This window comes from Streptomyces sp. NPDC029956 (assembly GCF_055574655.1).
The window spans coordinates 1-24,285 of sequence record NZ_JBVHZJ010000029.1; the positions used below are offsets into that span (position 1 = coordinate 1).

21 protein-coding genes and 1 riboswitch are annotated in these 24,285 nt (G+C 73.1%); of the genes, 4 read left to right on the forward strand and 17 right to left on the reverse strand.

Annotated elements, in window-relative coordinates; all coding sequences use genetic code 11:
• The 5 genes from ACZ4XX_RS22675 to ACZ4XX_RS22695 all read right to left on the reverse strand — a co-directional run.
• The coding region (locus tag ACZ4XX_RS22675; RefSeq protein WP_468509674.1) for an AMP-binding protein at nucleotides 1-593 on the reverse strand (593 nt) is incomplete at its 3' end.
• A gap of 105 nt (nucleotides 594-698) precedes the next feature.
• Nucleotides 699-1,991 carry a glutamate synthase-related protein gene (locus tag ACZ4XX_RS22680; protein ID WP_468509675.1) on the reverse strand — a complete coding sequence of 431 codons (1,293 nt, stop codon included), beginning with the start codon at nucleotides 1,989-1,991 and terminating at the stop codon, nucleotides 699-701.
• Nucleotides 1,988-3,010 carry an asparagine synthetase A gene (locus tag ACZ4XX_RS22685; RefSeq protein WP_468509676.1) on the reverse strand — a complete coding sequence of 341 codons (1,023 nt, stop codon included), beginning with the start codon at nucleotides 3,008-3,010 and terminating at the stop codon, nucleotides 1,988-1,990. Before ACZ4XX_RS22685 ends, ACZ4XX_RS22680 begins: the two co-directional genes overlap by 4 nt.
• Nucleotides 3,007-4,545, reverse strand: coding sequence for a methylaspartate mutase (locus ACZ4XX_RS22690; protein WP_468509677.1), 1,539 nt, complete (start codon nucleotides 4,543-4,545; stop codon nucleotides 3,007-3,009). Before ACZ4XX_RS22690 ends, ACZ4XX_RS22685 begins: the two co-directional genes overlap by 4 nt.
• A complete protein-coding gene (locus tag ACZ4XX_RS22695) occupies nucleotides 4,542-5,048 on the reverse strand; it encodes a cobalamin B12-binding domain-containing protein (RefSeq protein ID WP_468509678.1) in 507 nt (168 codons plus the stop codon). Before ACZ4XX_RS22695 ends, ACZ4XX_RS22690 begins: the two co-directional genes overlap by 4 nt.
• Nucleotides 5,049-5,309: 261 nt before the next feature.
• Here ACZ4XX_RS22695 and ACZ4XX_RS22700 point away from each other — a divergent pair, with 261 nt between their 5' ends.
• Together ACZ4XX_RS22700 and ACZ4XX_RS22705 are read left to right on the forward strand one after the other, a co-directional pair.
• Nucleotides 5,310-5,579, forward strand: coding sequence for a hypothetical protein (locus tag ACZ4XX_RS22700; RefSeq protein ID WP_266970030.1), 270 nt, complete (start codon nucleotides 5,310-5,312; stop codon nucleotides 5,577-5,579).
• 292 nt (nucleotides 5,580-5,871) lie between these two features.
• Complete coding sequence (locus tag ACZ4XX_RS22705; RefSeq protein ID WP_055602877.1) at nucleotides 5,872-6,084, forward strand: MbtH family protein; 213 nt, start codon at nucleotides 5,872-5,874, stop codon at nucleotides 6,082-6,084.
• A gap of 90 nt (nucleotides 6,085-6,174) precedes the next feature.
• Here the strand turns inward: ACZ4XX_RS22705 and ACZ4XX_RS22710 are convergent, their stop codons facing one another.
• Together ACZ4XX_RS22710 and ACZ4XX_RS22715 are read right to left on the reverse strand one after the other, a co-directional pair.
• The gene (locus tag ACZ4XX_RS22710) at nucleotides 6,175-7,098 is read right to left on the reverse strand and encodes an ornithine carbamoyltransferase (RefSeq protein WP_468509679.1); all 924 of its coding nucleotides are present in this window, start codon (nucleotides 7,096-7,098) and stop codon (nucleotides 6,175-6,177) included.
• A 151-nt stretch (nucleotides 7,099-7,249) separates the two neighbouring features.
• Nucleotides 7,250-8,638: a helix-turn-helix domain-containing protein gene (locus ACZ4XX_RS22715; protein ID WP_468509680.1), complete on the reverse strand. Its 1,389-nt coding sequence runs from the start codon at nucleotides 8,636-8,638 to the stop codon at nucleotides 7,250-7,252.
• 194 nt (nucleotides 8,639-8,832) lie between these two features.
• Between ACZ4XX_RS22715 and ACZ4XX_RS22720 the strand changes: the two genes are divergently transcribed.
• The gene (locus ACZ4XX_RS22720) at nucleotides 8,833-11,880 is read left to right on the forward strand and encodes an AfsR/SARP family transcriptional regulator (protein WP_468509681.1); all 3,048 of its coding nucleotides are present in this window, start codon (nucleotides 8,833-8,835) and stop codon (nucleotides 11,878-11,880) included.
• Between the two features lie 16 nt (nucleotides 11,881-11,896).
• On the opposite strand, the gene ACZ4XX_RS22725 is transcribed toward ACZ4XX_RS22720, so the two are convergent.
• The 6 genes from ACZ4XX_RS22725 to ACZ4XX_RS22750 all read right to left on the reverse strand — a co-directional run bounded on the left by ACZ4XX_RS22725 (nucleotide 11,897) and on the right by ACZ4XX_RS22750 (nucleotide 18,646).
• Entirely contained in the window at nucleotides 11,897-12,262 is a 366-nt protein-coding gene (locus tag ACZ4XX_RS22725) for a hypothetical protein (RefSeq protein WP_468509682.1), read from the reverse strand.
• Between the two features lie 202 nt (nucleotides 12,263-12,464).
• Entirely contained in the window at nucleotides 12,465-12,899 is a 435-nt protein-coding gene (locus tag ACZ4XX_RS22730) for a hypothetical protein (RefSeq protein ID WP_468509683.1), read from the reverse strand.
• Nucleotides 12,900-13,002: 103 nt separating this feature from the next.
• Nucleotides 13,003-13,650 (reverse strand): thymidine kinase, encoded by a 648-nt coding sequence (locus tag ACZ4XX_RS22735; protein WP_468509684.1) that lies wholly within the window; start codon nucleotides 13,648-13,650, stop codon nucleotides 13,003-13,005.
• A 77-nt stretch (nucleotides 13,651-13,727) separates the two neighbouring features.
• The gene (locus ACZ4XX_RS22740; protein ID WP_468509685.1) at nucleotides 13,728-14,933 is read right to left on the reverse strand and encodes an alkaline phosphatase family protein; all 1,206 of its coding nucleotides are present in this window, start codon (nucleotides 14,931-14,933) and stop codon (nucleotides 13,728-13,730) included.
• Nucleotides 14,933-15,529, reverse strand: a complete 597-nt coding sequence (locus tag ACZ4XX_RS22745; protein WP_030325407.1) for a DUF5998 family protein — start codon at nucleotides 15,527-15,529, stop codon at nucleotides 14,933-14,935. The genes ACZ4XX_RS22740 and ACZ4XX_RS22745 overlap by 1 nt, the downstream gene beginning before the upstream one ends.
• 39 nt (nucleotides 15,530-15,568) lie before the next feature.
• Nucleotides 15,569-18,646 (reverse strand): bifunctional acetate--CoA ligase family protein/GNAT family N-acetyltransferase, encoded by a 3,078-nt coding sequence (locus ACZ4XX_RS22750; RefSeq protein ID WP_468509686.1) that lies wholly within the window; start codon nucleotides 18,644-18,646, stop codon nucleotides 15,569-15,571.
• A 266-nt stretch (nucleotides 18,647-18,912) separates the two neighbouring features.
• Here ACZ4XX_RS22750 and ACZ4XX_RS22755 point away from each other — a divergent pair, with 266 nt between their 5' ends.
• Nucleotides 18,913-19,194, forward strand: a complete 282-nt coding sequence (locus tag ACZ4XX_RS22755) for an HPr family phosphocarrier protein (RefSeq protein ID WP_015036698.1) — start codon at nucleotides 18,913-18,915, stop codon at nucleotides 19,192-19,194.
• Between the two features lie 144 nt (nucleotides 19,195-19,338).
• On the opposite strand, the gene ACZ4XX_RS22760 is transcribed toward ACZ4XX_RS22755, so the two are convergent.
• The 4 genes from ACZ4XX_RS22760 to ACZ4XX_RS22775 all read right to left on the reverse strand — a co-directional run bounded on the left by ACZ4XX_RS22760 (nucleotide 19,339) and on the right by ACZ4XX_RS22775 (nucleotide 24,131).
• Nucleotides 19,339-20,022: a GntR family transcriptional regulator gene (locus tag ACZ4XX_RS22760; protein ID WP_468509687.1), complete on the reverse strand. Its 684-nt coding sequence runs from the start codon at nucleotides 20,020-20,022 to the stop codon at nucleotides 19,339-19,341.
• Between the two features lie 213 nt (nucleotides 20,023-20,235).
• Entirely contained in the window at nucleotides 20,236-21,006 is a 771-nt protein-coding gene (locus tag ACZ4XX_RS22765; RefSeq protein WP_468509688.1) for a M23 family metallopeptidase, read from the reverse strand.
• A gap of 12 nt (nucleotides 21,007-21,018) precedes the next feature.
• Nucleotides 21,019-21,184: riboswitch (cyclic di-AMP (ydaO/yuaA leader) on the reverse strand.
• Nucleotides 21,185-21,384: 200 nt separating this feature from the next.
• A complete protein-coding gene (locus tag ACZ4XX_RS22770; RefSeq protein WP_468509750.1) occupies nucleotides 21,385-22,752 on the reverse strand; it encodes a M16 family metallopeptidase in 1,368 nt (455 codons plus the stop codon).
• Nucleotides 22,753-22,778: 26 nt separating this feature from the next.
• Complete coding sequence (locus ACZ4XX_RS22775; RefSeq protein WP_468509689.1) at nucleotides 22,779-24,131, reverse strand: M16 family metallopeptidase; 1,353 nt, start codon at nucleotides 24,129-24,131, stop codon at nucleotides 22,779-22,781.
• Nucleotides 24,132-24,285: the final 154 nt, after the last annotated feature.

Genomic DNA, 24,285 nt, shown 5'->3' on the forward strand with positions numbered 1-24,285 from the left:
AGCGCCAGCTCGACCACGTTCCGGTGCGTGTTCGCCACACCCTTCGGCACACCACTCGAACCCGACGTGTACATCACGTACGCCAACTGGTCAGGGTGAACGGCCACGTCGAGAGCGGCATCGTGCTCCGGAACCGTCACGTCCTCCGTCAGCCGCAGCACCGGAAGGTCGCCGGCGAAAGCCGCCTCCCGCTCGTCGCGGTCGGTGAGGAGGAGTACGGCCCCGGTGTCGGCGAGGAGGAACGCCCGCCGCTCCTCCGGCTGACGCGGGTCCAGCGGCACGTAGGCGCCACCCGCCTTGAGGACGGCGAGCATCGCGACGACGTACGCGAGGGAGCGGTCCTGGAAGAGGCCGACGCCGTCGCCGGGCCGTACGCCCCGGTCCCGCAGGCGGTGCGCCAGGGCGGTGGCGGCCGAGTCCAGTTCACGGTAGGTGAGTTCGCGCTCCCCGCACACCAGCGCCACGGCGTCCGGCGTCCGCGCGGCCTGGGCGGCGAACAACTCGTGCAGCGCACCCTCGGGGAGCCGCACGGCGGTGCTGTTGTACGCGTCGATGTCGACGGCGGGAGCCTGGACGGAGTGCTGGTGAGACATCTTCTCGACACCATTCTCGAAGGTTCGGGCGGGTACGGGTCTCGCGGCGTGCCGGACATCCCGTACGGCCACGACTGGGAATCGCGTAGGTGGTGCTGAGGCGGGCTAGACGCCGGCGGCGGTCGGGGGCTGCTCCCACCGGTCCGGCAGGAGCAGGTCCTCCGGGGCCAGGGCGTTCACGTGGTACTTGCCGACCGCGCTGGTCAGCATCCGCAGTTCGAGGGCGAGGGCCTCGGCGAGCCGGGTCAGGCCCGCCTCGCGGTCCTCGTCGACGGCGAGCAGGGCGGCGCGGCCGAGGCCGACGGCACGGGCGCCGAGAGCGAGGGCCTTGACGGCACGGGTGCCCTCCCACATGCGTCCGCTGGCGAGGAGGCAGTGGTCGGTGCGGCCCACGCGGCGCAGGCAGTCGGCGAGCGGCAGGCCGACGTGGGTGAGGAAGCCGGTGGGGGCCCAGGCGGTGCCGCCCTCCGCGCCGTCGACGGTGACGGAGTCCGCGCCGGCCGCCCAGGCGGTGGCCGCGGCGTGGGCCACGTCCCGGCCGGGGTGGAGCTTCACCCACACCCGGGCGCGGGGGAAGTTGTTGCGCATGAGGCGGATCTGCTGGCGCAGGATCTCCTCGGTGAAGGTGCCGGGGCTGGCGACCCGGAGCACCTGGTCGCTGCCGGCGCCGAACACCTCGTCGAGGGAGTACTGCTCGGCGACCTGCCCCGCGGTGCCCCGGTCGAGGAGGGTGAGCCCGCCGAGCCCGGGCTTGGCGCCCTGACCGACCTTGAGCTCGAAGGCGAGGCGGCCGGTGGCGAGCAGGGGTTCGGTGACCGGGTCGCTGTAGACGAGGTTCCACACCTCCGCGTCGGCGTCCTCGGTGGACTGCTGGACGACGACGCCGCCGTGCTCGCCGTCGGCCGCCTCTGCGTAGGCCGCGATCCGGCCGAGCAGCGGGGAGGCGCCGGCCTCGCCGGAGCTGCGGTAGCCGTTGACGGGGACGACGTTCTCGCCGATGACGAGCGGGATGCCGAGTGCTCCGGCCTGCCGTCCGGCGGCCTCGCCGAGGTCGTGGCTGGCGACCCGGGTGGACCCGAAGGCCGACACGTACAGCGGCAGCCGGCTCGTGAACCCGCCGATGACGGTGTCGAGTTCGACGTCGCTGTAGAGCGGTTCGCGGGCGAGGTCGATGAGCTTCTTCAGCCTCTCGGGCATGAAGACGGGCGGCACGATCCGGATCCGCTCGAGGACGTCGTCCGGGTCGTACCCGGCCCGCTCCGCGGACGCGGCGGGAGCGGCGCCGAGCAGTCCGGTGCCGTATCCCGCCTCGGCGGGGAAGACGGCCCCGGCGCCGTGCCGGGCGCGCTGCCGGACCTGCTCCTCGGGGAAGCCGTCCGCGACGAGTGCGGCGCTCACGCCGACACCACCCCGGGGAGCTTCGGGTAGGCGCTGGCCTGCCAGGCGGCCTGCCGTCCGGTGACGTAGCGGGTGAAGCGCTCCAGGCCGATGCCGAAGCCGGAGCTGGCGGGGATGCCGCGGCGGGCCAGGTCCAGGTACCAGCCGTACTTGGCGGGGTTCTCGCCGGTCTCCCGCATCCGGGTGACGAGGGTGGCGTAGTCGTGCTCCCGTTCGCTGCCGCTGGCGAGCTCGCCGTACCCCTCGGGGGCGATGAGGTCGAAGTTCCGCAGGACGCCGGGCTGTTCGGCGTTCTCCTTGTCGTAGAAGCCGCGGGAGCCCTTGGGGTAGTCGGTGATGAAGAAGGGGCGGTCCGCGCGGGCGGAGACGATCTCCTCGCCCTGCCAGTCGATCTCGGCCGCGGGGTCCTGGGGGTGGCCGAGGCCGATCAGCTCGGCGGTGGCCCGCTGGTGGCCGACGCGTCCGAAGGCACCCGCGAAGATCTCCCGCAGGGCGTCGGTGTCCCGGCCGAGCACGTCGAGTTCGGCCGGCATGCGGGAGAGGACCTCGGCGACGACATGGGTGACGAGCTGCTCGGCGAGGTCCATCGCGTCCTCGCGGCGGGCGTCGCGGATCTCGACGTCGATCTGGTGGAACTCGGCGAGGTGGCGGTGCGTGACGGCCGTCTCGAGGGGTTCGAGCCGAACGTTGGGCGCGATGTAGAAGATCTTGTCGAAGGCGAGGAGCGAGGCCTGCTTGTAGAGGATCGCGCTCGTCATCATCTTGTACTTGTGGCCGTAGAAGTCGACGTCCACCTGCTTGGAGCCGCGGATGCCGGGGTCGGTGACCGGGCCGATGATGGGCGGCAGCAGCTCCTGGAAGCCGCGGCCGGTCAGGAAGGCGCGGGTGGCGGTGAGCATGTGGCTCTGCACGCGCAGGGTGGCCCGGGTCAGCGGGTCGGTCAGATGCGCGTCGGGCGACGCCGGGAACGGCAGGAGTGCCTCGTCCACGGCCTCGGCGATGATGACGGTCACGGTCATACCTCCTGGAGGAGAAGGGCGTCGGCGGGGGTCCGGCCGGCGTCCTCGGGGCGGTCGTCGATGGGGTGGTGCACGGCGTGCTCGTCGGGATGACCGTCGAGCCGCGCCGCGGGCCGGGCTGAGAGCCGGGCTTCGGGCTGTGCCGAGGGCCGGGCTTCGGACTGCGCGTGGGACGGCGCCGCGAGCCGGGCTTCGGGATCGTCGTAGCGGCGCTGTACGAAGGTCAGCGCGTCGTGGAGTCCGGTCGCGGTGAGCCGGGCGCCGCGCCGTCCGGTGACCCGCCCGATGGGCATGGCCCCGATGTCCGACCAGCTCAGCCGGCCCGCCGCGTCGATGTGGCTGCGGGAGCGGCCGGCGTTGTCGGGGTGCAGGCAGTAGGGGACGTCCAGGTAGCCGCGCTCGAAGGCCTTCAGGAGGGCGCTTCCGAGATCGGTGTCCAGGTCCAGCACGGCGTCGACGAGGGCGCGGGCCTCGGCGTACACGGGGTTGTCGGCCGTCTCGTCGGCGCCGTCCGCCTCCTCCGTGCCCGCGGCCGCGGCGCGCTCGCCCGCGGCCGCCGCGATGCGCAGGGCCCGGACGTTCTCGGTGACCGTCGGGATGCGGTGGGCCTCGGCGGCGGTCTTGACGATCAGCCGCTGCGCACCCGCCCGGACCGCCAGCTCGGCGGAGTCCGCGAGGAGGGCGTGGGCGCCGCGCGTGGTCCTCGGGTATACGCCCATGTAGGTGTAGACGACGATGTGCCAGTCGGTGTCCGGCAGGAGTTCGGCCGCCAGTCGGCGCAGTGCGCGTACCGCCTGCCGGTCCTGCTCGGGGCTGGTCTGCTGGGCGTAGCTGAGGGAGACGGACCGCAGTCCGGCCCGGTGGAAGAAGACTCCCTCCAGTGCGCTGATCGCCACGAGCAGTCCCGGCGGGCAGAGCTGGCCGAGCATGCAGCCGCCGAAGCTCTCCAGGTGAGGCTCGGCGCCGTCGGCGCGCAGGGCGGCCAACCGCTCGCAGGTCTCCCGCCAGTTGCGGACCGAGTCGACGAGCGGCGTGCGGCCGTAGGGCAGGCAGTACGAGACCGGTCCGCCCTCGGTCGCGGTGAGGCCGAGCCGGGCGAGCGCGGCGACGATCCGTTGCGGGCTCGCCGAGCCGTGCCGGACCTGGACGGGGAAGTCCGCGTCGGCGAGGCCGTCGAGGACCCAGCGCGAGGTGTCGGGGCTGTAGGAGGTGATGGGGTAGCCGTTGAGCGGGATGCCGCTGCCCAGGGCGCGGACGGCCGAGGGCTCGTCGCCGACCCGGGTGTAGCTGTCGATGGTGAGGGTGCCGGCGACCGCGACGGCGGCACTCTTGGTGGCGGCGAGACCGGCCCGCATGCGGGCCGGCTCGGAGAAGCCCATGCGTGGCTGGACCACGAGGGCGCCGCGGGCCCTGGCGTCGGCCACGAACCGTCCGAAGGAGGTCGCGCGCCCGAGGGAGGTCCCGGCTCCGAGGGAGGTCCCGGTTCCGGAGGAGGTCCCGGTTCCGGAGGAGGTCCCGCGTCCGGAGGAGATCACCGTGCCACCCCTTCCAGCGGGGCGGCCGACGCGGCCGGGACGCGTTCGGCGGCCACCCGGCCGACGAACGCCGCGAAGGCGCCGAGGCCCTGGTCCTCGCCCCGGTCCTCCTGGAACACCGCGTCGAAGCCGGCCTCCAGGAGTCGGCGGCCGTGCCCGGCCCGGTCCTCGGCGCCGAGGACGCCCAGCTTGCCGCCGATGACGGCGGGCAGGCCGGCCAGCTCCCAGCGCGAGCGGATCGCCCGGATGAGCTGGTCGGCGTCCTGGAAGCCGTGGCCGTTGACGGTGCTGACCACGAGCAGGTCGGGCTGGTGCTTGCCGCAGGATTCGACGATCTCGTCCTGGGGGACGCACGGGCCCAGGTTGATGACGTGGTGCCCCAGGTCCTCGATCAGCAGCTGGATGAATACGAGGTTCCAGGTGTGCGCATCGGACGGCAGTCCGGTGACAACGACGTCCAGCGGCCCGGATCGCTCTCGGGACGCCCATTCCGCAGTCTGCATCATCACTTCTTCGTCCACATCGTGGGATGACAAGTGGGAGAAGGAGGTCCTGGATCGCTCGGAACATCCCTTCGGCATCGATCGTAGGAACGCGGGACACCGCCGACCGGCGCCCCGGGCGGCAGCCGGGCGGCAGTTGCCGCTGCCTGTCGCCGCCGCTCTCCCGGCCCGCCCTACAGTCGAGATCCGCCGCTCCGTAGCCCCGTCGGCCGGAGCGGAACGCGGGAGCACGCGCGTCCGAGAACCCTGAGGAGTGGACCCATGTCCCAGATCGCCCCCGCCGCGGAACTGGCCGCGGCCCTGCGTGACGTCATGACCGATGCCGACCGCCACGAGCCCCTGGGGGAAGCCAAGTTCGCCGTACTGGAGGCCGCGGTGCAGTTGATCGACGCGGACCGGCCGGAGCTGGCGGACCAGCCGCAGCTGCGCACGGAGCTGCTGCGCGAGGCACTCGGCTCGGTGCGGGCCGCCGCGGTCGCCACCGGCATCGCGGTCACGCGCGCCAACGAGGTGTCCCGCGTGCTCGTATAGGACCCCGGCGTACGGGGCCGGCCGCCCGGGGGACGAGGCCCGGGCGGGCTGCCGCCCCGACTGCCCGCCCGACGGCCGGATGGGCTGCCGCCCCGACTGCCCGCCCGACGGTCAGATGGGTTGCCGCCCCGACTGCCACCGCGACGGCCGGATGGGCTGCCGCCCCGGCTGCCGGGCAGGCTGCCGCCCAACTGCCGCCCCGGCTGCCCGAACCGGCGGACACGGTCTCGTAGCGTCGAGGCACCGGTGCGGCACCGGATCCCCGTTCCACGGAACCCACAGAGGTGAAGCCATGGCAACCAACCCGTTCGACGACGCCGACGGCCGTTTCGTCGTCCTGGCCAACGACGAGGGCCAGCACTCGCTGTGGCCCGCCCGGATCCGCCGCCCGGAGGGCTGGCAGCTGGTCCGCGAGGAGGGCAGCAAGCAGGAGTGCGCCGAGTACATCGAGGCCAACTGGACGGATCTGCGGCCCCGTTCGGTGGTCGCCGCGATGGGCGGCTGACGACCGTCGCTCACACGCGGGGGCGGCGTCGGTACCGGGTTCCACGAACCCGTACCGACGCCGCCCCCGTCCGTTGCGGACCTGTGGTGCTCAGATCTCGCCGACCACGCACCACTCCAGTACGGCCATCGCCGCGGTCATCTTGTGGTGGGCCTGCCGCCAGGCGAGGCTGCGCTCCCCGTCGAGGACCTCGTCGGTGACCTCCTGGCCGCGCACGGCCGGCAGGTCGTGCAGGAAGACGGTGTCCGGGCCGCTGTACCGCTCGAAGAACGCGCGGTCGATGGCGAACCCCTCGAACGCGTCCAGCCAGTCGGGGTCCGCCTTCGGTACGCCCATGGTCTGCCAGCGGCTCGTGTAGACCGCGTCGACGGGGCCTTCGACCTCGGCCGGGTCGGTGATCCGGCGCACCTGGTGGTCGCCGCCGCTCAGTTCGTCGACGAGGTCCATGGTGCTCTTGGGCACCTCGTACCCCTCGGGGCTCAGCAGGGTGATCCGCAGCCCGGGGGTCAGCGCGCCGGCCAGCGCGAGCGCCGCGCCGGAGCTGTTGCCCTCGCCGACGACGAGCACGTGGAGGCCGGCGAGCCTCCCGAAGTGCTCGGCGAGCGTGGTGAGGTCGGCGATCGCCTGGGTCGGGTGCTCGTCGAGGCTGAGGGCGTTCACCACGGCGAGGTCCGGGCTGCCGCCGAGGCGGCGCATCTCCGCCACGTCGCCGTTGGTGCGGACCACGAGGGCGTCCAGGTACTGGCCGAGGACCCGGCTGGTGTCCTCCACGGTCTCACCGGTGGTCAGCTGGAGCTCGTCGGGGCCGAAGGTGATGACGTCGGCCCCCAGCCGGGTGGCGCCGCTCCAGAACGAGGTCCGGGTCCGGGTGGACGACTTGCGGAAGTAGACACCGACCTGGCGTCCGGCCAGCGGCTTGTCCTCGACGCCGCCGGTGCCGAACTCGACGGCGCGGGCGACGATACGGGCGAGCTGCTCGGGCTTCAGGTCGGCGAGCGAGATCAGGTTGCGCATGGCGGACGGGCCTTTCTTCGAGGAGGAGAGAAGGGGAGAAGAAGCGGGACGGAGAGGGGAAGGGAAGCGAGGGGGAAGGGAAGCGAGGGGGCGAAGCAAGGAGGAACGGCGGCAGCGCGGACAGAGCCGAGGGACGGAGACCGGGCTCCGTTCAGGAGGAGACGAGGGCCGTCGCCGGTACGAGCGAGGCGGCGCGTTCGGCGGCGAGCTGCCGCACCAGGTTGAGCACCCCGAACCTCGGGGCTCCGTCCTCCTCGCCGGGAAGGCGTCGTACGAGACCCCGCAGCATCAGTGCGTGGACGTCGCGCACCACGGCGGCCGGCGTCGCGGACAGACCGACGGCGGCCTGGTCGGCGCTCCAGCCGTCGGGAAGGAGGCTCAGGTCGCCGAGCAGCGCCGCGGGTCCGTCGTCGAGCCGGGCCACGGCCGCCGCGAGCAGCGCGGCGAGTCCCTCGCCGCCCGCGCCGCCGCCGGCGTCCCCTGCGGTCACGTCGTCCACGACGTCGAGGGGTGTCGCCTGTGCGATGCGCAGCAGTTCCGCGGGTGAGCGCAGCAGCAGCCAGGAGGCGGCGGCCTCCATCGCCCGCGGTACACCGTCGAGGGCCCGGCTGATCCGCGCCACCGTGCGCACCAGCGAGTCGCCGGGCATCAGGTCGGGGCGCATGTGACCGACGTACGACAGCATGAGCTCGACGGCGGGCTGCCCCGCGGTCAGGGAGGCGCCGGGCGCCTCGGCGCCTCGCGGGGACTCTCCGGGCTCCGGCTCGGGTATGGGCAGCGGGCCGAGCGGCAGCATCCGGCTGCCCGGGGTGCGGTGCGGTTCGCGCGTGGTGATCAGCACCTTGAGCCGCTCGCAGACGTGCAGCAGTTCGAGGAGCGGGGGCGTGAGGTGGGGGCCGGTGTCGTGGCCGTCGAGGACCAGCAGGGTGGCCCGGCCGCGTATCACGGAGGCGAGTTCGTCCAGGCCCCGGCCGCCGAGGGCCAGGGAACGGGCCCAGGCCGTCAGCGCGGACCGCGGGCTGCGGGTCCCGGCGGGCCCGGCCACCGGCGGCGCGGCCTCGGTCATGTCGACCCAGACGACGGGGGTCCGGTCGCGGCCGTGGAGCAGCAGGGCGGCCTCCTGGGCCAGCCGGGTCTTGCCGACACCGGCCAGGCCCACCACGCTGAGGAGCCGCTCGTGCTCGGTGGCCAGCAGACCGGTCAGGGAACGGAGTTCCTCGGTCCGGCCGACGAGTCTGCGCAACGGCTGCGGTGGCGGAGCCAGTTCGGCGCCGTACGCCTCGCGCATCACCGTGCCGGCCTCCGCCCCCTCGACGGCCAGTTCGAGGGCGGCACGGCGGGCATCGCTCAGCCGCATGGCACCGGCGAGCAGCCGGAGCGTCTCCCGGCGCGGATGCCGCACCCGGCCCTGCTCCAGATCCCGGATGGCCCGCACGCTGACGGTCGACAGGCCCGCCAGCTGTTCCTGCGTGATGCCGGCCCACTGCCGTGCCGCCCGCAGCTGCTCGGCGAGCCCGTCCGGCGATGCCTGTTCGGTCATGACCAGTCTCCTTGCTGCATGGGGGGTCCTCAGTCGCGAGGGCCGTGAAGGAGGCGGCCTCGTGGGTCATACGGTGGCGGGACCGCTTACCGATCCCGTACCGCCTCGTTCCCGGGGGTCACGGGAACGGGCTAGGATCCGCAATCACCGGCGCCGAGGGCGTGGCCGGGAGACCTGGGGGGGTGCTCGCGGCAATGACCGCTGCCGAGGAGCAATCGCTGAGATTCAACGTGCTGGGGCCCCTTGAAGGCTGGGCCGACGGTTCCCGGCTGAGGCTGGGGGGCCTCATCCAGGAACGCGTGCTCGGAACGCTGCTCCTGGAGCCGGGACGGGTGCTGACGATCGGCCGGCTCGTGGAGTCGGCCTGGGCCGAGGACCCGCCGGCGACCGCCTCGCACCAGGTCCGCAAGGCGGTCGCCGATCTGCGTCGGCGCATCCCCGCGGGCAGCGAGGTCATCGTCACCGACGGCCCCGGATACCGGGTGGTCCTCGCTCCGGAGCAGCTCGACCTGACGGAGTTCGGCCTTCTCGTGAAATCGGCCCGGGACGCCCCGGGCGAGGGCCGGTCGGTCGACGCGGTGGAGTCGCTGCGCCGTGCGCTCGGCCTGTGGCGGGGTCCGATCCTGTCGGGGGCGGGCGGCCCGGTGATCGAGGCGGCGGCCACCGCGCTCGAGGAGCGCAGGCTCGCTGCCGCGGAGAAGCTCTTCGCCCTCCGTCTCGCTCTCGGCGAGACGGCGGAACTCGTCGTCGATCTGCGGGATCTGGTGCAGGCGCACCCCCTGCACGAGTCGCTGCGGGCCCAGTTGATGCTCGCCCTGTACCGCTCGGGCCGGCAGGCCGAGGCGCTGGAGGAGTACAGCCGGGTCCGCGAGCTCCTGGTGGAGGAGCTGGGCGTCGACCCGGGCCCCCGGCTGACCAAGGTGTACGAGGGGATCCTGCGCGACAGCCCGGAGCTGGCCGCCCCCGCTCCCCCGCCCGCCGTGACCCCGGTCGCCCTGTCGGACGCGGCGCCCGCCGAGGCCCCGTGCACCCTTCCGTACGACCTGGCGGACTTCACCGGCCGCGGCGACGAACTGCGGGAGCTGCTCGACTCGGCCGGCCGGGACTGCGCGCGGCATTCGCGGATCGTGGCCCTGGACGGCATGGGCGGCAGCGGCAAGACCTCCCTCGCCGTGCACGCGGCGCATTCGCTGGCCTCCGAGTTCCCCGACGGCCAGCTCTACATCGACCTGCGCGGCTACACACCCGGCGAGCAGCCGGTGACCGCCGGCGGGGCTCTCGACAGTCTGTTACGCGCCCTGGGCGTGCCGGGGTCGCGCATCCCGGAGGACCTCGCGGGCCGTACGGCGCTGTGGCGGTCGACCGTCACAGGGAAGCGGCTGCTGCTCCTCCTCGACAACGCCGCCGACGCCGACGGCGTACGACCGCTGCTGCCGACCACACCCGGTTGCCTGGTCCTCGTCACCAGCCGGGCCCGGCTGGTGGACCTCGACTCGGCCCAGTGGATCTCGATCGACGTGATGTCGCCTGCGGAGTGCGCGGCACTGATGGCGGAGACGCTGGGCGAGCGGCGGTACGCGGCGGAGCCCGAGGCGGCGGCCGAACTGGCCCGGCTGTGCGGCCGTCTTCCCCTGGCTCTGCGGATCGCGACCGCCCGGCTGCGCAACAGGCCCCGCTGGACGCTGCGTTACCTGGCCGACCGGCTGCGCGACGAGACGCGCCGGCTGGACGAGCTGAGTTCGGGGCAGCGCAGTGTCGCCGCCACCCTGCGGCTGTCGTACCAGGCCCTGGAGCAGGACTGCCGGACCGCGTTCCGCAGTCTGGCGCTGCATCCCGGCGGCGACCTCGACGTGTACGCGGCGGCCGCACTCCTGGAGACCGATCCGGCCGACGCCGAGGACATCCTCGAACTCCTCCTGGACGTCCATCTGTTGCAGCAGCCCGAGATCGGCCTGTACACCTTCCACGACCTGGTGCGCAGCTTCGCGCAGAGCCTCAGGTCGACGGTGACGGAGGAGGACGACTCCACGTCGACGCGTCGGCTGCTCGACTACTACCTGGCGGCGACGGAGACGGCCTGCCAGGTGATGTTCCCGGGCCGGCGCCGCATCCCCACCGAGGTGGCGGAGGTGGAGGACGCGGACGCGTGGCTCACGCGGCTGCCGCGGTTCGCGGAGAGCGAGCAGGCCGAGCTGTGGTTCGCACGGGAGCAGGCGTCGCTGCTCGGGGCGGTGGGTCTGGCCGACCGGCTGGGACACGACCGCCACACCGTGTTCCTGAGCCGTAATCTGGCCTTCCAGCTGAGTGCGCGGGGCCAGTTGGAGGAGTTCCGTTCGATGGGGCTCCTGGCGGTGGCCGCCGCGCGCCGGCTGGGTGAACTGCCGCTGCTGGGGGTGAGCCTGTCCAATCTGGGTGTTGCGTGCTGGAAGCTGGGGCGTTTCGCCGAGGGGATCGAGGTCGCCACGGAGGGCCGTGACGTCGCCGCACGACTGGGGGACGTACAGACGTTGGCCCACAGCGAGGGCGCCCTCGGTCAGCTGAACAGCCTGCTCGGCCGGTTCCCGCAGGCGCTGTCCCATCTGGAGAAGTCGATCGCGCACCAGCGGGAACTGGGCGCCAGCCGGGCGGAGGCGGAGAGCCTCACCCTGCTCAGCACCCTGTACGAGCAGTGGGGGCGGCACGAGGAGGCGGCGTCGGCAGCTCGTCGGGCGATCGCGCTCTGCGACGAACTGGGCCAGCACGAGAACAAGTTGGTGGCCTTCACGGACCTGGCGTTCGCCCACGCCTGCCTCGGCGACGACGAAGCCGCCGACACGGCCCTCGCGCGGGCGCGGGCACTGTGCACCGAGAACAGCGACCCGGGGCAGGTGGCCCTGGCCCTGGCTCTCCTCGCGGAGGTCGCCCAGCGTCTCGGCAGGGACGAGCAGGCCGTCCGGTACGCCGACCGTGCCATGGAAACCATCGGGCCAAACGTTTCTCCACTGCGCCGGGCCAAGGTCGAGAACACCGTCGGCCGCTACCTCTACAAGCGCAAGGAGTACGTGGCGGCGCTCGGCCTGCACGAGAGCGCCCACGAGGTGGCGCACTCCCTCGACTTCCGCATCGAGATGGCCTACGCCCTGTCCGGCATGGCCCGCGCCCAGGCCGCCCTCGGCCTCTCTGAGGAGGCGGCGCGCAACGAGCGCTCGGCGGAGGATCTGTTCGGCGAGATGGGCGTCCCGGCGGAACGCCGTCGTAGCTGACGTACGGGGCCGGGAATCAGGCGGCGAAGACGCTCGGACCCCCGGCGGCGACCCCGCCCTTGCCGATCACGGTCGGACCCTGGTCGTCCGTCGCACCGGCCTGGACGACCCCGCCCTTGCCGATCACCGTCGGACCCTGGTCGTCCGTCGCACCGGCCTGAACCACGCCACCCTTACCGATCACCGTCGGACCCTGGTCGTCCGTCGCACCGGCCTGAACCACCCCACCCTTACCGATCACCGTCGGACCCTGGTCATCGGCCTGGATCTGGACGCCGACCGGCCGGCTCTGCTCGTGACCCGCCTCCACCGTGGCCCCGAGCCCGAGGGCGAGAGCGGCGGCGACGACGATCCCGGCGAATCCAGTCGACTTGCGTCCCATGGCCGTATCCCCTTTACGTGGTTTCTCCGGTTCTGCTTCCCGACACCACGTACTCTCCGGTGAGCCGTTCCCGGACCGTTCCCGAGCCGATACCGCCCTTCGGCACGGCACGGGAACGCACCCGGGAACGCCAGGTCAGCCCGGGTACAACCCTCCTGTGGAATCCCGCTCGGCCCGCCGAGGACGCCCCCGGCGGACCCGCTCAGCCCGCCGCCCCCGACCCCGGCTCGCGCGCGAACACCGTCGCGCCGCCGCCCAGTCGGCAACTGACCACCCGTGGCCCCCGCTCGGTGAGGACCACGGTGGTACACACCCGTCCGGATCCGATGTCCGCCAGATCGAGCAGCGCGCGCACGGTCGCGCGCAGCGCGGCGACCTCTTCCTCGTCGGGCCCGGCACGGTCGGGCGGGGGCTGGCCGGGACCGCGCAGTGCCGTGATGTCCACCACGGTGTGCATGCTGTTGTCGCTGACGGTCTCGACGCTGAACTCGGGCCCGTCCCAGGGCCCCTCTCCGTCCGTACGGGCATCCGGCAGGCCCGCGCGTCCACCCTCGACCGACCGCTCGATGGCGGACAGCTCCTGAAGGATGTGGCGCAGCCCCTCGGCCACGTCGATCCGGTCCGGGGGATGTTTCATCGAAAGACTCCTCCTGCAGAGAACCACTCCGCCAGAGTCGATCGCCTCGATACCGTTTCTCTCCCGCTCCGGTCCCGCCGGACGGGCCCGGCCCGGTGAGGGCTCAGCCGTTGACCGGCAGCACGTCCGGGGAGAGGGCCCCTGCCCGGGCCGAGGCGGAGGTCATCCGGCGCCGGTGATGGCGTCGGCAGAGCACTTCGTAACCGATCTCCTCGGCCGGGCGGTTCACGTCGCCGACGACGACCTGCTCGCCCTCGACGACCATCTCGCCGCCCACCGTGCGGGCGTTGTGGGTGGCGCGGGCGCCGCACCAGCACAGCGCCTCGACCTGGAGCTGCTCGATGCGGTCCGCCAGCTCGATGAGCCGCTGCGAGCCGGGGAAGAGCCTGGTCCGGAAGTCGGTGGTGATGCCGAAGGCGAAGACGTCGAGACCGAGGTCGTCGACGACCCGGGCGAGCTGGTCGATCTGCTCCGGGGCGAGGAACTGGGCCTCGTCGACGATCACGTAGTCGGCCTTGCCGCCCTGGGAGAGCTGGGCGACGAGGTACGCGTACAGGTCCATGCCCTGCGGCGCTTCGACGGCCTCCGTCACCAGGCCGAGCCGGGAGGAGAGCTTCCCCTCGCCCGCCCGGTCGTCACGGGTGAAGATCACGCCCTGGAGCCCTCGCGCGTCACGGTTGTGGGCGATCTGGAGTGCCAGGGTGCTCTTCCCGCAATCCATGGTTCCGGAGAAGAAGACCAGCTCGGGCATGACGGGACGGGGACCTTTCAGGTCGTGGAGGGGGAAGGGTGTCCGGGGGCGTCCGGGGGTCCGGAGTTCCGGAGGGCTCAGGTGCGGACTTCGAGCAGCGGGACGAGCTGCTCCGCAGGGGTCATGGACCCGTGCATGCCGGCCATCGCGGACTCGTGGGGCTCGTTCACGGAGGCGGTGATCGCCACGTCGTCGTGGGCCGCGGCGACGACGTCGCCGATCCGCCCGTACACGCGCTCGTCGATCTCGTCGCCGAACCAGCCGAGCGAGATCGCCTCGTCGCGGCTCGCGACCCAGAACTGCTCGCCGATCACCTCGCGCCAGCAGGTGAGGACGTCCGTCTCGGCTCCGGGCACGGCGTAGACGTGCCGGGCACGTCCCTCGCCGCCGAGGAGGGCGACGCCCGCGCGGAGCTCCCAGTCCTCGTCGAAGTCGATGCGGTGCTGCTCGTCGAAGGGGATGTCGACCATGCCGTGGTCGGCCGTGACGTACAGCGCCGAGCGGGGCGGCAGCTGCTCGGCGAGCCGCTGCACGAGCCGGTCGACGAACATCAGCTGGCCGCGCCAGGCGTCGGAGTCGATGCCGAAGCGGTGTCCGGCGCCGTCGAGTTCGCTGTAGTACGTGTAGACCAGCGAGCGGTCGCCGGCGGCGAGCTGCTCGGCGGCGAAGTCCATGCGCTCCTCGCCGGAGAGCCGCCCGTGGAACGTTCCGCCGCTGAGCGCGACCTTGGTGAGCGGGGTCTGCTCGAAGATCGGGGAGGACACCTGGGCGGTGTGGATCCCGGCCTCGTGGGCGAGCTGGAAGACGGTGGGGTACGGCTGCCAGACGCGCGGCGAGGTCCACGGCTTCCAGCGCAGCTGGTTCATCAGCTCGCCGGTGTCGGGGTTGCGCACGGTGTAGCCGGGCAGCCCGTGCGCACCGGGGTAGCGGCCGGTGCCGACGGAGGCCAGCGAGGTCGCCGTGGTGGCGGGGAAGCCCGCGGTGATCGGCCGGCCGGTGCCCCCGCGCGAGGAGCCGAGGAGCGAGGTCAGATACGGGGCCTCGTCCGGGTGGGCCGTGATCTGCTCCCAGCCGAGCCCGTCGATCAGGAAGACGCAGTTCCGGTCGGCCGGGGAGAGCTCGGCGATCCGGGCGTCGAACCCGGGCACGCCCTGGCCGGCGACGAGCGTCGGCAGCACGTCGCCGAGGGAGCCGAAGGTGTACTCGGGGACCGGCGCGGTGTCCGGGGCGAGCGGAACCGGGTCGTCGGGCCAGCCGTGGGTCACGGCGGTCGGCTGCACCATCAGCGGGTGGGGGCGGCGGTGGCCGCGATGGCTTCGGACAGGGCCTGGGCGAAGACGAGGGTCTGCCGGACGGTGTCCGGGCCGTCCCCGGCCTCGCTCACCCGGAGGCTGAGGTCGTCGGCGGTGGCGTTGCCCGTGTAGCCGTGGTCGGCGTCGCAGTTGGCGTCGCCGCAGGCTGCGGGCTCCAGGTCGATGCGGGAGACGGCGCCCCAGCCGATGGTGAGGACCACCTCACGGGGCAGCGTGCCCGGGGTGTACGACTCCGGGTTGGCGACGACACGGCTGACGACGACCGACGAGATCCGGTCGAGCTTCACGGACTCGGTGGACGTCGTGGCGTACGGCGTCGGGGAGCTGGTGTCGGCGGCCTGCTCGTCGGTGTGGCTGACGATGAAGCGGTGCGGCGTCAGGACGAGGACGGTGACATGGCGCCGGACCTCGTTGGCGTCGAACGTGGTCTCCTGGTGCACGACGTACGACGCGACGGCCTCGCCGCCGACGGCGGCCTCCACCGCCTCGGCCACGAGGGCCGGGTAGTAGCCGCTGCGCTCGATCGCCGCGCGCAGCCCCTGGGTCGTCGTACCGGTCTTCGCCATGGATCCATCCTACGGGGCTGTGGGCCCCGCTCAGGCCCTTCAGTAGCTCGGCAGGCTGCGCGGACCGAGGTCGGTACGGGGCGGCGGCGGGGCCAGCCGGACGGTGGCGCCGAGGACGGACAGTCCGCGCGGTGCCACGACGACCGGCTCCAGGGAGACGGCGACCACCTCGGGGTGGTCGTCGACCAGGCGTGACACCCGGAGCAGGACCTCCTCGAGGGCCGGGGTGTCGACGGGGGCCGAGCCGCGCCAGCCGAACAGCAGCGGGGCGGTGCGGAGGGAACGGACCAGGTCGGCGACGTCACGGTCGGTGGCCGGCACCAGCCGGTGGGCCGTGTCGCCGAGCAGCTCGGACGCGGCGCCCGCGAGGCCGAAGGAGAGGACGGCGCCGACGGCCGGGTCGATGGCGGAGCGGACGACGGTGTCGACCCCCCGGGGCACCATCGCCTGGACGACCGGCTGGAGCTCCTCGGGCTTGCCGAGGACCTCGGTCAGCTCGGCGTAGGCCGTACGGAGCTGCTCCTCGGACGCCAGATCGAGCCGTACGCCCCCGAGGTCGGGGCGGTGGCGGAGGTGGGGCGCGGTGGTCTTGAGAGCGACCGGGTAGCCGAGCCGGCCGGCGGCCGCGACGGCGGCGTCGGGGGTGGGTGCGGGCAGTGTGGGCAGGACCGCGATGCCGTACCGGGCGAGCAGCTCGCCCGCCTGCGCGGTGTCGAGGGTCACACCGCGCGGGTCGGCGTCGTCGCCGCCCAGCACCCGCGCGATGAGCGCGGCGGCGCCCGCCTCGTCGATGTCCTCGTACTCGGGCACCCGGCCGGGCTCGGCGGCCCGCCGCCGCCACTGCCCGTACCGCACGGCCTCGGCCAGCGCCCGCACGGCCCGCTCGGCGGCGGGGTAGGAGGGGATGGTGGTGGGCGCGACGGGTTCGGGCGCGGTAGCCGGGTCGCCGACGACGCCGATGGCCCCGGCGCCGGACGCGGTGGCCGGTGCCGCTGCGGCCGAGGTCGGCCCGGGGGTCGGGGTCGGCCCGGGGGCGCCGGGGGCGGACACGGCGCCGCCCGTTCCCGGGCCGGACGGCCCCGCGCCGGCTGTCCGGGGCTCGGGCCGGAGCACGGCGGGCCCCGCCCCGGAGCGGGCGGGCCCGGCGGGCCCCGCTCCCGGTTCGGCCGGAAGTCCGGTCGGCCGGGCCCCCGGGGCGGCGGCCGCCCCGCCCCGTCCCGATGCCGTCGGCCGCGTGCTCGTGGCGACCGCGAGGGCCTCCGCGAGGCCGCCCATCTCGACGTGGACGACGACGACCGGCTTCGTGGGGGCCTGAGCGGAGGCGACGGCCTCACGGAGGGAGGCCGCGAGGACCTCTCCGTCGCCGAACTCGGTGGCGCCGTTCTCGCCGACCCACGGGATCGCGTTCACGACGACCGCGTCGGAGGTCTCGTCCGCGAGCGCCGCGACGAGTGCGTCCCGGAAGTCCGCCGGTTCCGCCGCCGTGGTGAGGTCGAGCGGCCGCAGCGGGCGCAGCCCCTCCGTCAGGCAGGCGTCGTACGTGAGGAGGCCGAGGGACTCGGAGTTGCCGAGGATCGCGACCCGGGGCCCGGCGGGCAGCGGCTGGGCGGCGAGCAGCAGTCCGGCGTCCACCAGCTCGGTGACGGTGTCGACGCGGATGACACCGGCCTGGCGGAGCAGCGCGGAGACCGTGGCGTGCGGGATGCGGGTGACGGGCACGCGATGGCCGGGGGGCGCGCTGCCGCTGTGCCGGGCGCCCTTGACGACGACGACCGGCTTGACGGCGGCGGTGCGGCGCGCGAGCCGGGTGAACTTCCGGGGGTTGCCGATCGACTCCAGGTAGAGCAGGACGACGTCGGTGCCGGGGTCGTCGTACCAGTGCTGGAGGAAGTCGTTGCCGGAGACGTCGGCGCGGTTGCCGGCCGAGATGAAGGAGGAGAGCCCGGCGCCCCGCCGGTGCAGTCCGGCGAGGAGGGCGATGCCGATCGCGCCGGACTGGGTGAAGAGGCCGATCCGCCCGGCGGCCGGCATCTGCGGGGCGAGGGAGGCGTTGAGCCGGACGTCGACGGCGGTGTTGATGATCCCGAAGGCGTTCGGCCCGATGATCCGCATGCCGTACGAGCGGGCCTGCCGGACCAGCTGGCGCTGCCGCTCGCGCCCGGTGGCCCCGCTCTCGGCGTATCCGGCGGAGAGGACGACCAGGCCCTGGACGCCGTGCTCGCCGCAGTCGGCGACGACCTCCGGCACCCGTTCGGCGGGGACGGCGACGATCGCGAGGTCGACGGGCTCGCCGATGGCCGCGACGGAGGGGTGGGCGGGGACGCCGTCGAACTCGACGGGCCCGTCGTTCTCGGTGAGCGCGGCGTTGACCGCGTACACGCGTCCGGTGAAACCGGCCCCGAGGAGGTTGCGGAGGACGGTCCGGCCGACGCCGCCCGGCGTGCGCCCGGCGCCGACGACGGCGACGGACCGGGGCGTGAGGAGGCGTTGCACGGAGCGGGCCTCGGCCCGCTGCTCCCGCGCGCGCTGGACGGCGAGGGAGCGGTCGGTGGGTTCGAGGTCGAGATGGAGCCGGACGGACCCGTCCTCGAAGCTGCGCTTCTGGGTGTAGCCCGCGTCCGTGAAGACCTTGATCATCTTGGTGTTGGCGGGGAGCACCTCGGCGGCGAAGCGGCGGATGTCCCGCTCGCGTGCGACGGCCGCGATGTGTTCGAGCAGGGCGGAGGCGACGCCGCGACCCTGGTGGGCGTCCTGGACGAGGAAGGCCACCTCGGCCTCGTCGGCCGGGGCGGAGGCGGGCAGGCCCCGGTCGTCGATGCGGTCGTAGCGCACGGTGGCGATGAACTCGCCGCCCACGGTCGCCGCGAGGCCGACCCGGTCCACGAAGTCGTGGTGGGTGAAGCGGTGCACGTCCTTGGCGGACAGCCGCGGGTAGGGGGCGAAGAAGCGGTAGTACTTCGACTCGTCCGAGACCTGCTCGTAGAAGCTGACGAGGCGGTCGGCGTCGTCGGCCGTGATGGGCCGGATGCGCGCGGTGCCGCCGTCGCGGAGCACCACGTCCGCTTCCCAGTGGTCGGGGTAGTCGTGCTCCGGCAGCTGGTCCGACGCGCTCTGCATGGGGTCAGCCTACGGCCGCGACACGGCGGTGGCACGGGTCGCGACACGGCGGCGGCACCGGCCGCGACATCGCGACGGCACCGGTCGCGACACGGCGGCGGCATCGCTCGCGCGGCGGGGGTCGGCCGTGCAAGGTAGGGAGCACGCCGCGCAGGGCGGGGGAGGGCCGAAGGGCGGTCCGATCCGGGCCGAAGGTCGGCGCGAGCACGCGGCATCACGTGAGAGACTGGTCTAGACAACCCGCTTGAGACTTGAAGGGCAACACCATGGCTGAGCGCCGCGTCAACGTCGGCTGGGCCGAGGGCCTGCACGCCCGCCCCGCGTCCATCTTCGTCCGTGCCGCCACGGCTTCCGGCGTTCCGGTGACGATCGCCAAGTCCGACGGCACCCCGGTGAACGCCGCCTCCATGCTCGCGGTGCTCGGCCTGGGCGCGCAGGGCGGCGAGGAGATCGTCCTCGCTTCGGAGGCCGACGGCGCCGAGGCCGCTCTGGACCGTCTGGCGAAGCTGGTCGCCGAGGGCCTGGACGAGCTTCCCGAGACCGTCTGATCCGGGTCGACCCCCACTGCACGACGAAAGGCCGTGACCGCCGGAATTCCGGCGGTCACGGCCTTTCGCTTTTCCATCGCCCCGCTTTTCGGGCAGCACGAGGCGACGGCGCCGAATTCCTATTCCATGTATACGATGCGCGCGTTAATTCCGGGAACTCGCCGTGTTGACTGCATGTTGCGAAACCCTCACACGGCTGCGGTCCGGCCTCTTGAGGCGGTGCAGCGACTGGGAGCGCTCCGCGTGCAGCGCGGTCAGCGTCCGCGCCCGCTCGGCGTCACCGCGCGCCACGGCGTCCACGATCGCGCCGTGCTCGGCCCAGGCGTCCACCGGCCGCTCGGGCTGCTCGACCGTGTACATCCAGGCGATCTTGTGCCGCAGCTGGGTCAGCAGCGCCGTCAGGGCCGGGCTGCCGGAGGCCTGCGCGAGCGTCTCGTGGAACCAGCCGCCGAGTGAGCGCAGATCTTCGCCCTGTCCGCGCCTGGCCCGCTCCTGACCCAGCCTGACCAGGCCGCGCAGCACCTTGAGATGGGCCTCCGTGCGCCGCTGGGCGGCACGGGCCGCCCCCAGCGGTTCGAGCAGCGCCCGCATGTCCAGCAGATCGGCGGCCTCCTGCTCGGTGGGCTCGGCGACATGCGCCCCGGCGTGGCGGCGGGAGACGACGAAGCCCTCGGACTCCAGGGTGCGCAGGGCCTCTCGGACCGGGACACGGGAGACCCCGTACCGGCGGGCCAGCTGGTCCTCGGTCAGCCGGCTGCCCCGCTCGAAGACGCCGGAGACGATGTCGTCCCGGATCGCCGTGCATACCGAGTGCGCGGGAATGCGCATGTCCGACCTCCGCCTTGGTCTGCGCGAGTCAATTCCGACGGCGCCTGTTCTGCGCCCGATCTGCGACTCTATTGCAGCGCGCCGGAATTTCCGATGCCCCGGTGGAATATCGATGTCCCGCGACCGACGAAAAGCCCCGGCTCTGTACGAGCCGGGGCTTTTGCGATGCGAGGGGGCGGCGAACCGCCGGCCCTGCGCGACGGGCGTCCTGGATCAGACGTCGACGCCGCGGGCGCGCAGGTACGAGACCGGGTTGATGTCGGAGCCGTACTCGGACGTCGTCCGCGCCTCGAAGTGGAGGTGCGGGCCGGTCGAGTTCCCGGTCGAACCCGAGATGCCTATCCGCTCACCCGGCTCGACGCTCTGGCCGACGTAGACCCCGATGGAGGAGAGGTGACCGTACTGGGTGTACGTGCCGTCGTTCATCCGGATGACGATGTTGTTGCCGTACGCGCCGCCCCAGCCGGCCTCGACGACGGTGCCCGAGCCGACGGAGACGACGTTGCTGCCGTAGGAGGCGTGGAAGTCGATGCCGGAGTGGCTGCCGGAGGACCAGAGCGAGCCGCCGGTCTGGTAGCCGGTGGACACGTACGTGCCCTCGACGGGCAGCTGGAAGGAGGCCAGGCGGCGGCGCTCGGCCTCGCGGGCCGCACGCTGCTCGGCCTGGCGGATCTCCTTGGCACGGGCCTCGGCCTTGCGCTTCGCCTCGGCCTTGGCCTTCGCCTTGGCGGCGACCTCGAAGGCCTCCTGCTCCTGGGCGGCGGCCTGGGCGTCGATCCGCTCGGCGAGGTCGTCCTCGGTGATCACCTTGGTGAGACCGGTGTCCTCGGGCGAGCGGTGGTCCGTGTCGGCGGCGAGCGCCGGGGAAGCGAGGGTTCCGATGACGCCTGTGGTGGCGAGCGTCGCCGCGCCGGCGATGCCCACGCCGCGGCGCGCCATCCGGCTCGGAGCACGATGCTTCCCGGTGGCACGGGTGAACGCCATGTAGGGGCTGATCCTTTCCTTCCCTCTCGCCTACCGGGTTAGCTGACGGGTTCGGAGCAGGAAGGTCTCCTACGAGCCCCTCCGTACGAGACGAAGGCGCCCGATTCACCCCAGGGACTACGTGTGGGTCCCCGGCTCCCCAGGCTCGCGCCTGACGGGGACTCGGCGATGTCTGTCCGATGCCGCGGATGCGGCACGTGCAACTGACGAACAGACGCACTGACGCTATGCGGATCGTCTTTCAATCACCAACCGGACACGCATTTTGTAAGACATGCCACAGGCCATAGGGCCACTCTTGATCTCAATACGGACAAAGGGGAGGACCCCGACGAACTATGCCGTCGGGGCCCTCCCTTGCCGTGTCGGCGGCGTGAATCAGCCGGTCACGACGGTCACTTCACCGATCCCGAGCGCGCGCACCGGATCCGCGATCTGCGCCGCGTCGCCGACGAGCACCGTGACGAGCCGGTCCACCGGGAAGGCGCTGACCACGGCCGCCGTCGCCTCGACCGTGCCGGTCTCGGCCAGCCGGGCGTACAACTGGGCCTGGTAGTCGTCCGGCAGGTGCTGCTCGACCTGGTCGGAGAGCGTCCCGGCGACGGAGGCGGCGGTCTCGTACTTGAGCGGCGCGACCCCCACCAGGTTCTGCACGGCCGTCTCCCGCTCGGCGTCGGTGAGGCCCTCCGCGGCCAGCGTCCGCAGCACCTTCCACAGGTCGTCAAGAGCCGGGCCGGTGTTGGGCGTGTCGATGGAACCGCTGATCGCGAGCATCGAGGCGCCGTTCCCCCGGCCGTCCGAGCGGAGCACCTGCCCGAAGGCACGCACGCCGTACGTGTAGCCCTTCTCCTCGCGCAGGACCCGGTCGAGCCGCGAGGTGAGGGTGCCGCCCAGGCAGTACGTGCCCAGGACCTGGGCCGGCCAGACGCTGTCGTGGCGGTCGGGTCCGACCCGGCCGATCAGCAACTGGGTCTGGACGGCGCCGGGCCGGTCCACGATGACGACCCGTCCGGTGTCGTCGGCGGTGATCGGCGGCATCGGGAGCGGCTCGGCCGGCTCGCCGGTCCAGGCGCCCAGGGTCTCGGCGAGGACCTTGTCCAGATCGACACCCGTGAGGTCGCCGACGACCACGGCGGTGGCCGTGGCGGGCCGGACGTGCGCCTCGTAGAAGGCGCGGACCGCGGCGGCGTCGATCGCCTCGACGGTCTCCTCGGTGCCCTGGCGCGGCCGGGACATCCGGGCCTCGGCCGGGAACAGCTCCTTGGAGAGCTGCTTGGCGGCGCGGCGGGACGGGTTGGCCGTCTCGTGCGGGATCTCGTCGAGGCGGTTGCGCACCAGGCGCTCGACCTCGGTCTCGAGGAACGCCGGCGCGATCAGTGCCTCGGAGACGAGACCGAGCGCCTTGGGCAGCCGGGAGACGGGAACCTCCAGGGAGACCCGTACGCCCGGGTGGTCGGCGTGCGCGTCGAGCGTCGCGCCGCAGCGCTCCAGCTCGGCCGCGAACTCCTCGGCGCTCTGCTGGTCCGTGCCCTCGAAGAGCGCGCGGGCCATGATGGTGGCGACACCGTCGAGACCGGCGGGCTCGGCGTCCAGCGGGGCCGGCAGGAAGATCTCCACGGCCACGACCTGCTGGCCGGGACGGTGACTGGTGAGCAGCGTCAGGCCGTTGTCCAGGGTGCCTCGGTCCGGGGCCGGGAAGGCCCAGGGCCGGGCGACGCCGGGCGTCGGCTGCGGGTGGAAGTCCATGCTCGTCAAAGACGCGGCGGCGTCGGTCACTGGTCCGCTCCCTCTTCCTCGTCGTCGCCGTTGTCACTCTGTTCGGTCGCCAGCGGCTCGTAGACCAGCACCGCGCGGTTGTCGGGGCGCAGCGTGGCCGCGGCCACGGCCTGCACCTCGTCGGCGGTGACCGCCAGGACGCGGTCCACGGCGGTCAGCGCGAGCTGCGGGTCGCCGAACAGCACGGCGTACCGGCACAGTTCGTCGGCGCGGCCCGCGACGGTGCCGAGCCGGTCGAGCCACTCGCGCTCCAACTGGGCCTGCGCGCGCTCCATCTCCTCGGGCGTGGGGCCCTCGGCGGCGAACCGGGCGAGCTCCTCGTCGACGGCCGCCTCGATCTGCGGGACCTCGACACCGCCGGAGGTCTTGACGTCCAGCCAGCCGAGCGAGGGCGCGCCGGCGAGCCGCAGCATGCCGAAGCCGGCGGCGACGGCCGTACGGTCGCGGCGGACCAGGCGGTTGTGGAGGCGGGAGGACTCGCCGCCGCCGAGGACCGTCAGGGCCAGGTCGGCGGCGTCGCAGGCGCGCGTGCCGTCGTGCGGCAGCCGGTAGGCCGCCATCAGCGCGCGGGCCGGGACCTCCTCCTCGACCACCTCGCGCAGCTGCTCGCCGATGACCTCGGGCAGGTCGCCGGAGCGCGGTGCGGGCTTGCCGTCGTGGCCGGGGATGGAGCCGAAGTACTTCTCGACCCAGGCGAGGGTCTCCTCCGGGTCGATGTCGCCGACGACCGAGAGCACGGCGTTGTTCGGGGCGTAGTACGTGCGGAAGAAGTTCCGCGCGTCCTCCAGGGTGGCCGCGTCCAGGTCGGCCATCGACCCGATCGGCGTGTGGTGGTACGGGTGCCCCTCCGGGTAGGCCAGGGCGGTCAGCTTCTCGAAGGCCGTGCCGTACGGCACGTTGTCGTAGCGCTGGCGGCGCTCGTTCTTGACGACGTCCCGCTGGTTCTCCATGGACTCGTCGTCCAGGGCGGCGAGCAGCGAGCCCATGCGGTCGGCCTCCAGCCAGAGCGCGAGCTCCAGCTGGTGCGTGGGCATGGTCTCGAAGTAGTTGGTGCGCTCGAAGCTCGTCGTGCCGTTGAGGGAGCCGCCGGCGCCCTGCACGAGCTCGAAGTGCCCGTTCCCGTGGACCTGCTTCGAGCCCTGGAACATCAGGTGCTCGAAGAGGTGGGCGAGGCCCGTGCGGCCCGGGACCTCGTGCCGCGAGCCGACGTCGTACCAGAGGCAGACCGCGGCGACCGGGGTCAGGTGGTCCTCCGAGAGCACCACACGCAGGCCGTTCGCCAACCGGTGCTCGGTCGCTGTCAGGCCGCCGGAGCCGGCCTCGGCCGTGGCCGTGTGACCCATGGGCATGTACGTCCCTTCGATCGCGATGTGAAAAAGTCCTGCCACTGTATGCAAGCGCGCCGACACCTGGCGAAGTTCCCGCCCCCTGGAGATGTCCCTCTTCCGGGTCGCGGTCGGCGCTGTCGGTGGCACGGTCCACAATGGTCCGCGTCAGATCAAC

Coding starts and splice junctions, on each gene's coding strand:
- ACZ4XX_RS22725 (WP_468509682.1), bottom strand. CDS start 12,262: ATGGGACGCAAGTCGACTGGATTCGCCGGGATCGTCGTCGCCGCCGCT.
- ACZ4XX_RS22775 (WP_468509689.1), bottom strand. CDS start 24,131: ATGCCCATGGGTCACACGGCCACGGCCGAGGCCGGCTCCGGCGGCCTG.
- ACZ4XX_RS22700 (WP_266970030.1), top strand. CDS start 5,310: ATGTCCCAGATCGCCCCCGCCGCGGAACTGGCCGCGGCCCTGCGTGAC.
- ACZ4XX_RS22685 (WP_468509676.1), bottom strand. CDS start 3,010: ATGACCGTGACCGTCATCATCGCCGAGGCCGTGGACGAGGCACTCCTG.
- ACZ4XX_RS22735 (WP_468509684.1), bottom strand. CDS start 13,650: ATGCCCGAGCTGGTCTTCTTCTCCGGAACCATGGATTGCGGGAAGAGC.
- ACZ4XX_RS22720 (WP_468509681.1), top strand. CDS start 8,833: ATGACCGCTGCCGAGGAGCAATCGCTGAGATTCAACGTGCTGGGGCCC.
- ACZ4XX_RS22740 (WP_468509685.1), bottom strand. CDS start 14,933: ATGGTGCAGCCGACCGCCGTGACCCACGGCTGGCCCGACGACCCGGTT.
- ACZ4XX_RS22745 (WP_030325407.1), bottom strand. CDS start 15,529: ATGGCGAAGACCGGTACGACGACCCAGGGGCTGCGCGCGGCGATCGAG.
- ACZ4XX_RS22730 (WP_468509683.1), bottom strand. CDS start 12,899: ATGAAACATCCCCCGGACCGGATCGACGTGGCCGAGGGGCTGCGCCAC.
- ACZ4XX_RS22710 (WP_468509679.1), bottom strand. CDS start 7,098: ATGCGCAACCTGATCTCGCTCGCCGACCTGAAGCCCGAGCAGCTCGCC.
- ACZ4XX_RS22695 (WP_468509678.1), bottom strand. CDS start 5,048: ATGCAGACTGCGGAATGGGCGTCCCGAGAGCGATCCGGGCCGCTGGAC.
- ACZ4XX_RS22765 (WP_468509688.1), bottom strand. CDS start 21,006: ATGGCGTTCACCCGTGCCACCGGGAAGCATCGTGCTCCGAGCCGGATG.
- ACZ4XX_RS22760 (WP_468509687.1), bottom strand. CDS start 20,022: ATGCGCATTCCCGCGCACTCGGTATGCACGGCGATCCGGGACGACATC.
- ACZ4XX_RS22755 (WP_015036698.1), top strand. CDS start 18,913: ATGGCTGAGCGCCGCGTCAACGTCGGCTGGGCCGAGGGCCTGCACGCC.
- ACZ4XX_RS22705 (WP_055602877.1), top strand. CDS start 5,872: ATGGCAACCAACCCGTTCGACGACGCCGACGGCCGTTTCGTCGTCCTG.
- ACZ4XX_RS22770 (WP_468509750.1), bottom strand. CDS start 22,752: ATGGACTTCCACCCGCAGCCGACGCCCGGCGTCGCCCGGCCCTGGGCC.
- ACZ4XX_RS22715 (WP_468509680.1), bottom strand. CDS start 8,638: ATGACCGAACAGGCATCGCCGGACGGGCTCGCCGAGCAGCTGCGGGCG.
- ACZ4XX_RS22750 (WP_468509686.1), bottom strand. CDS start 18,646: ATGCAGAGCGCGTCGGACCAGCTGCCGGAGCACGACTACCCCGACCAC.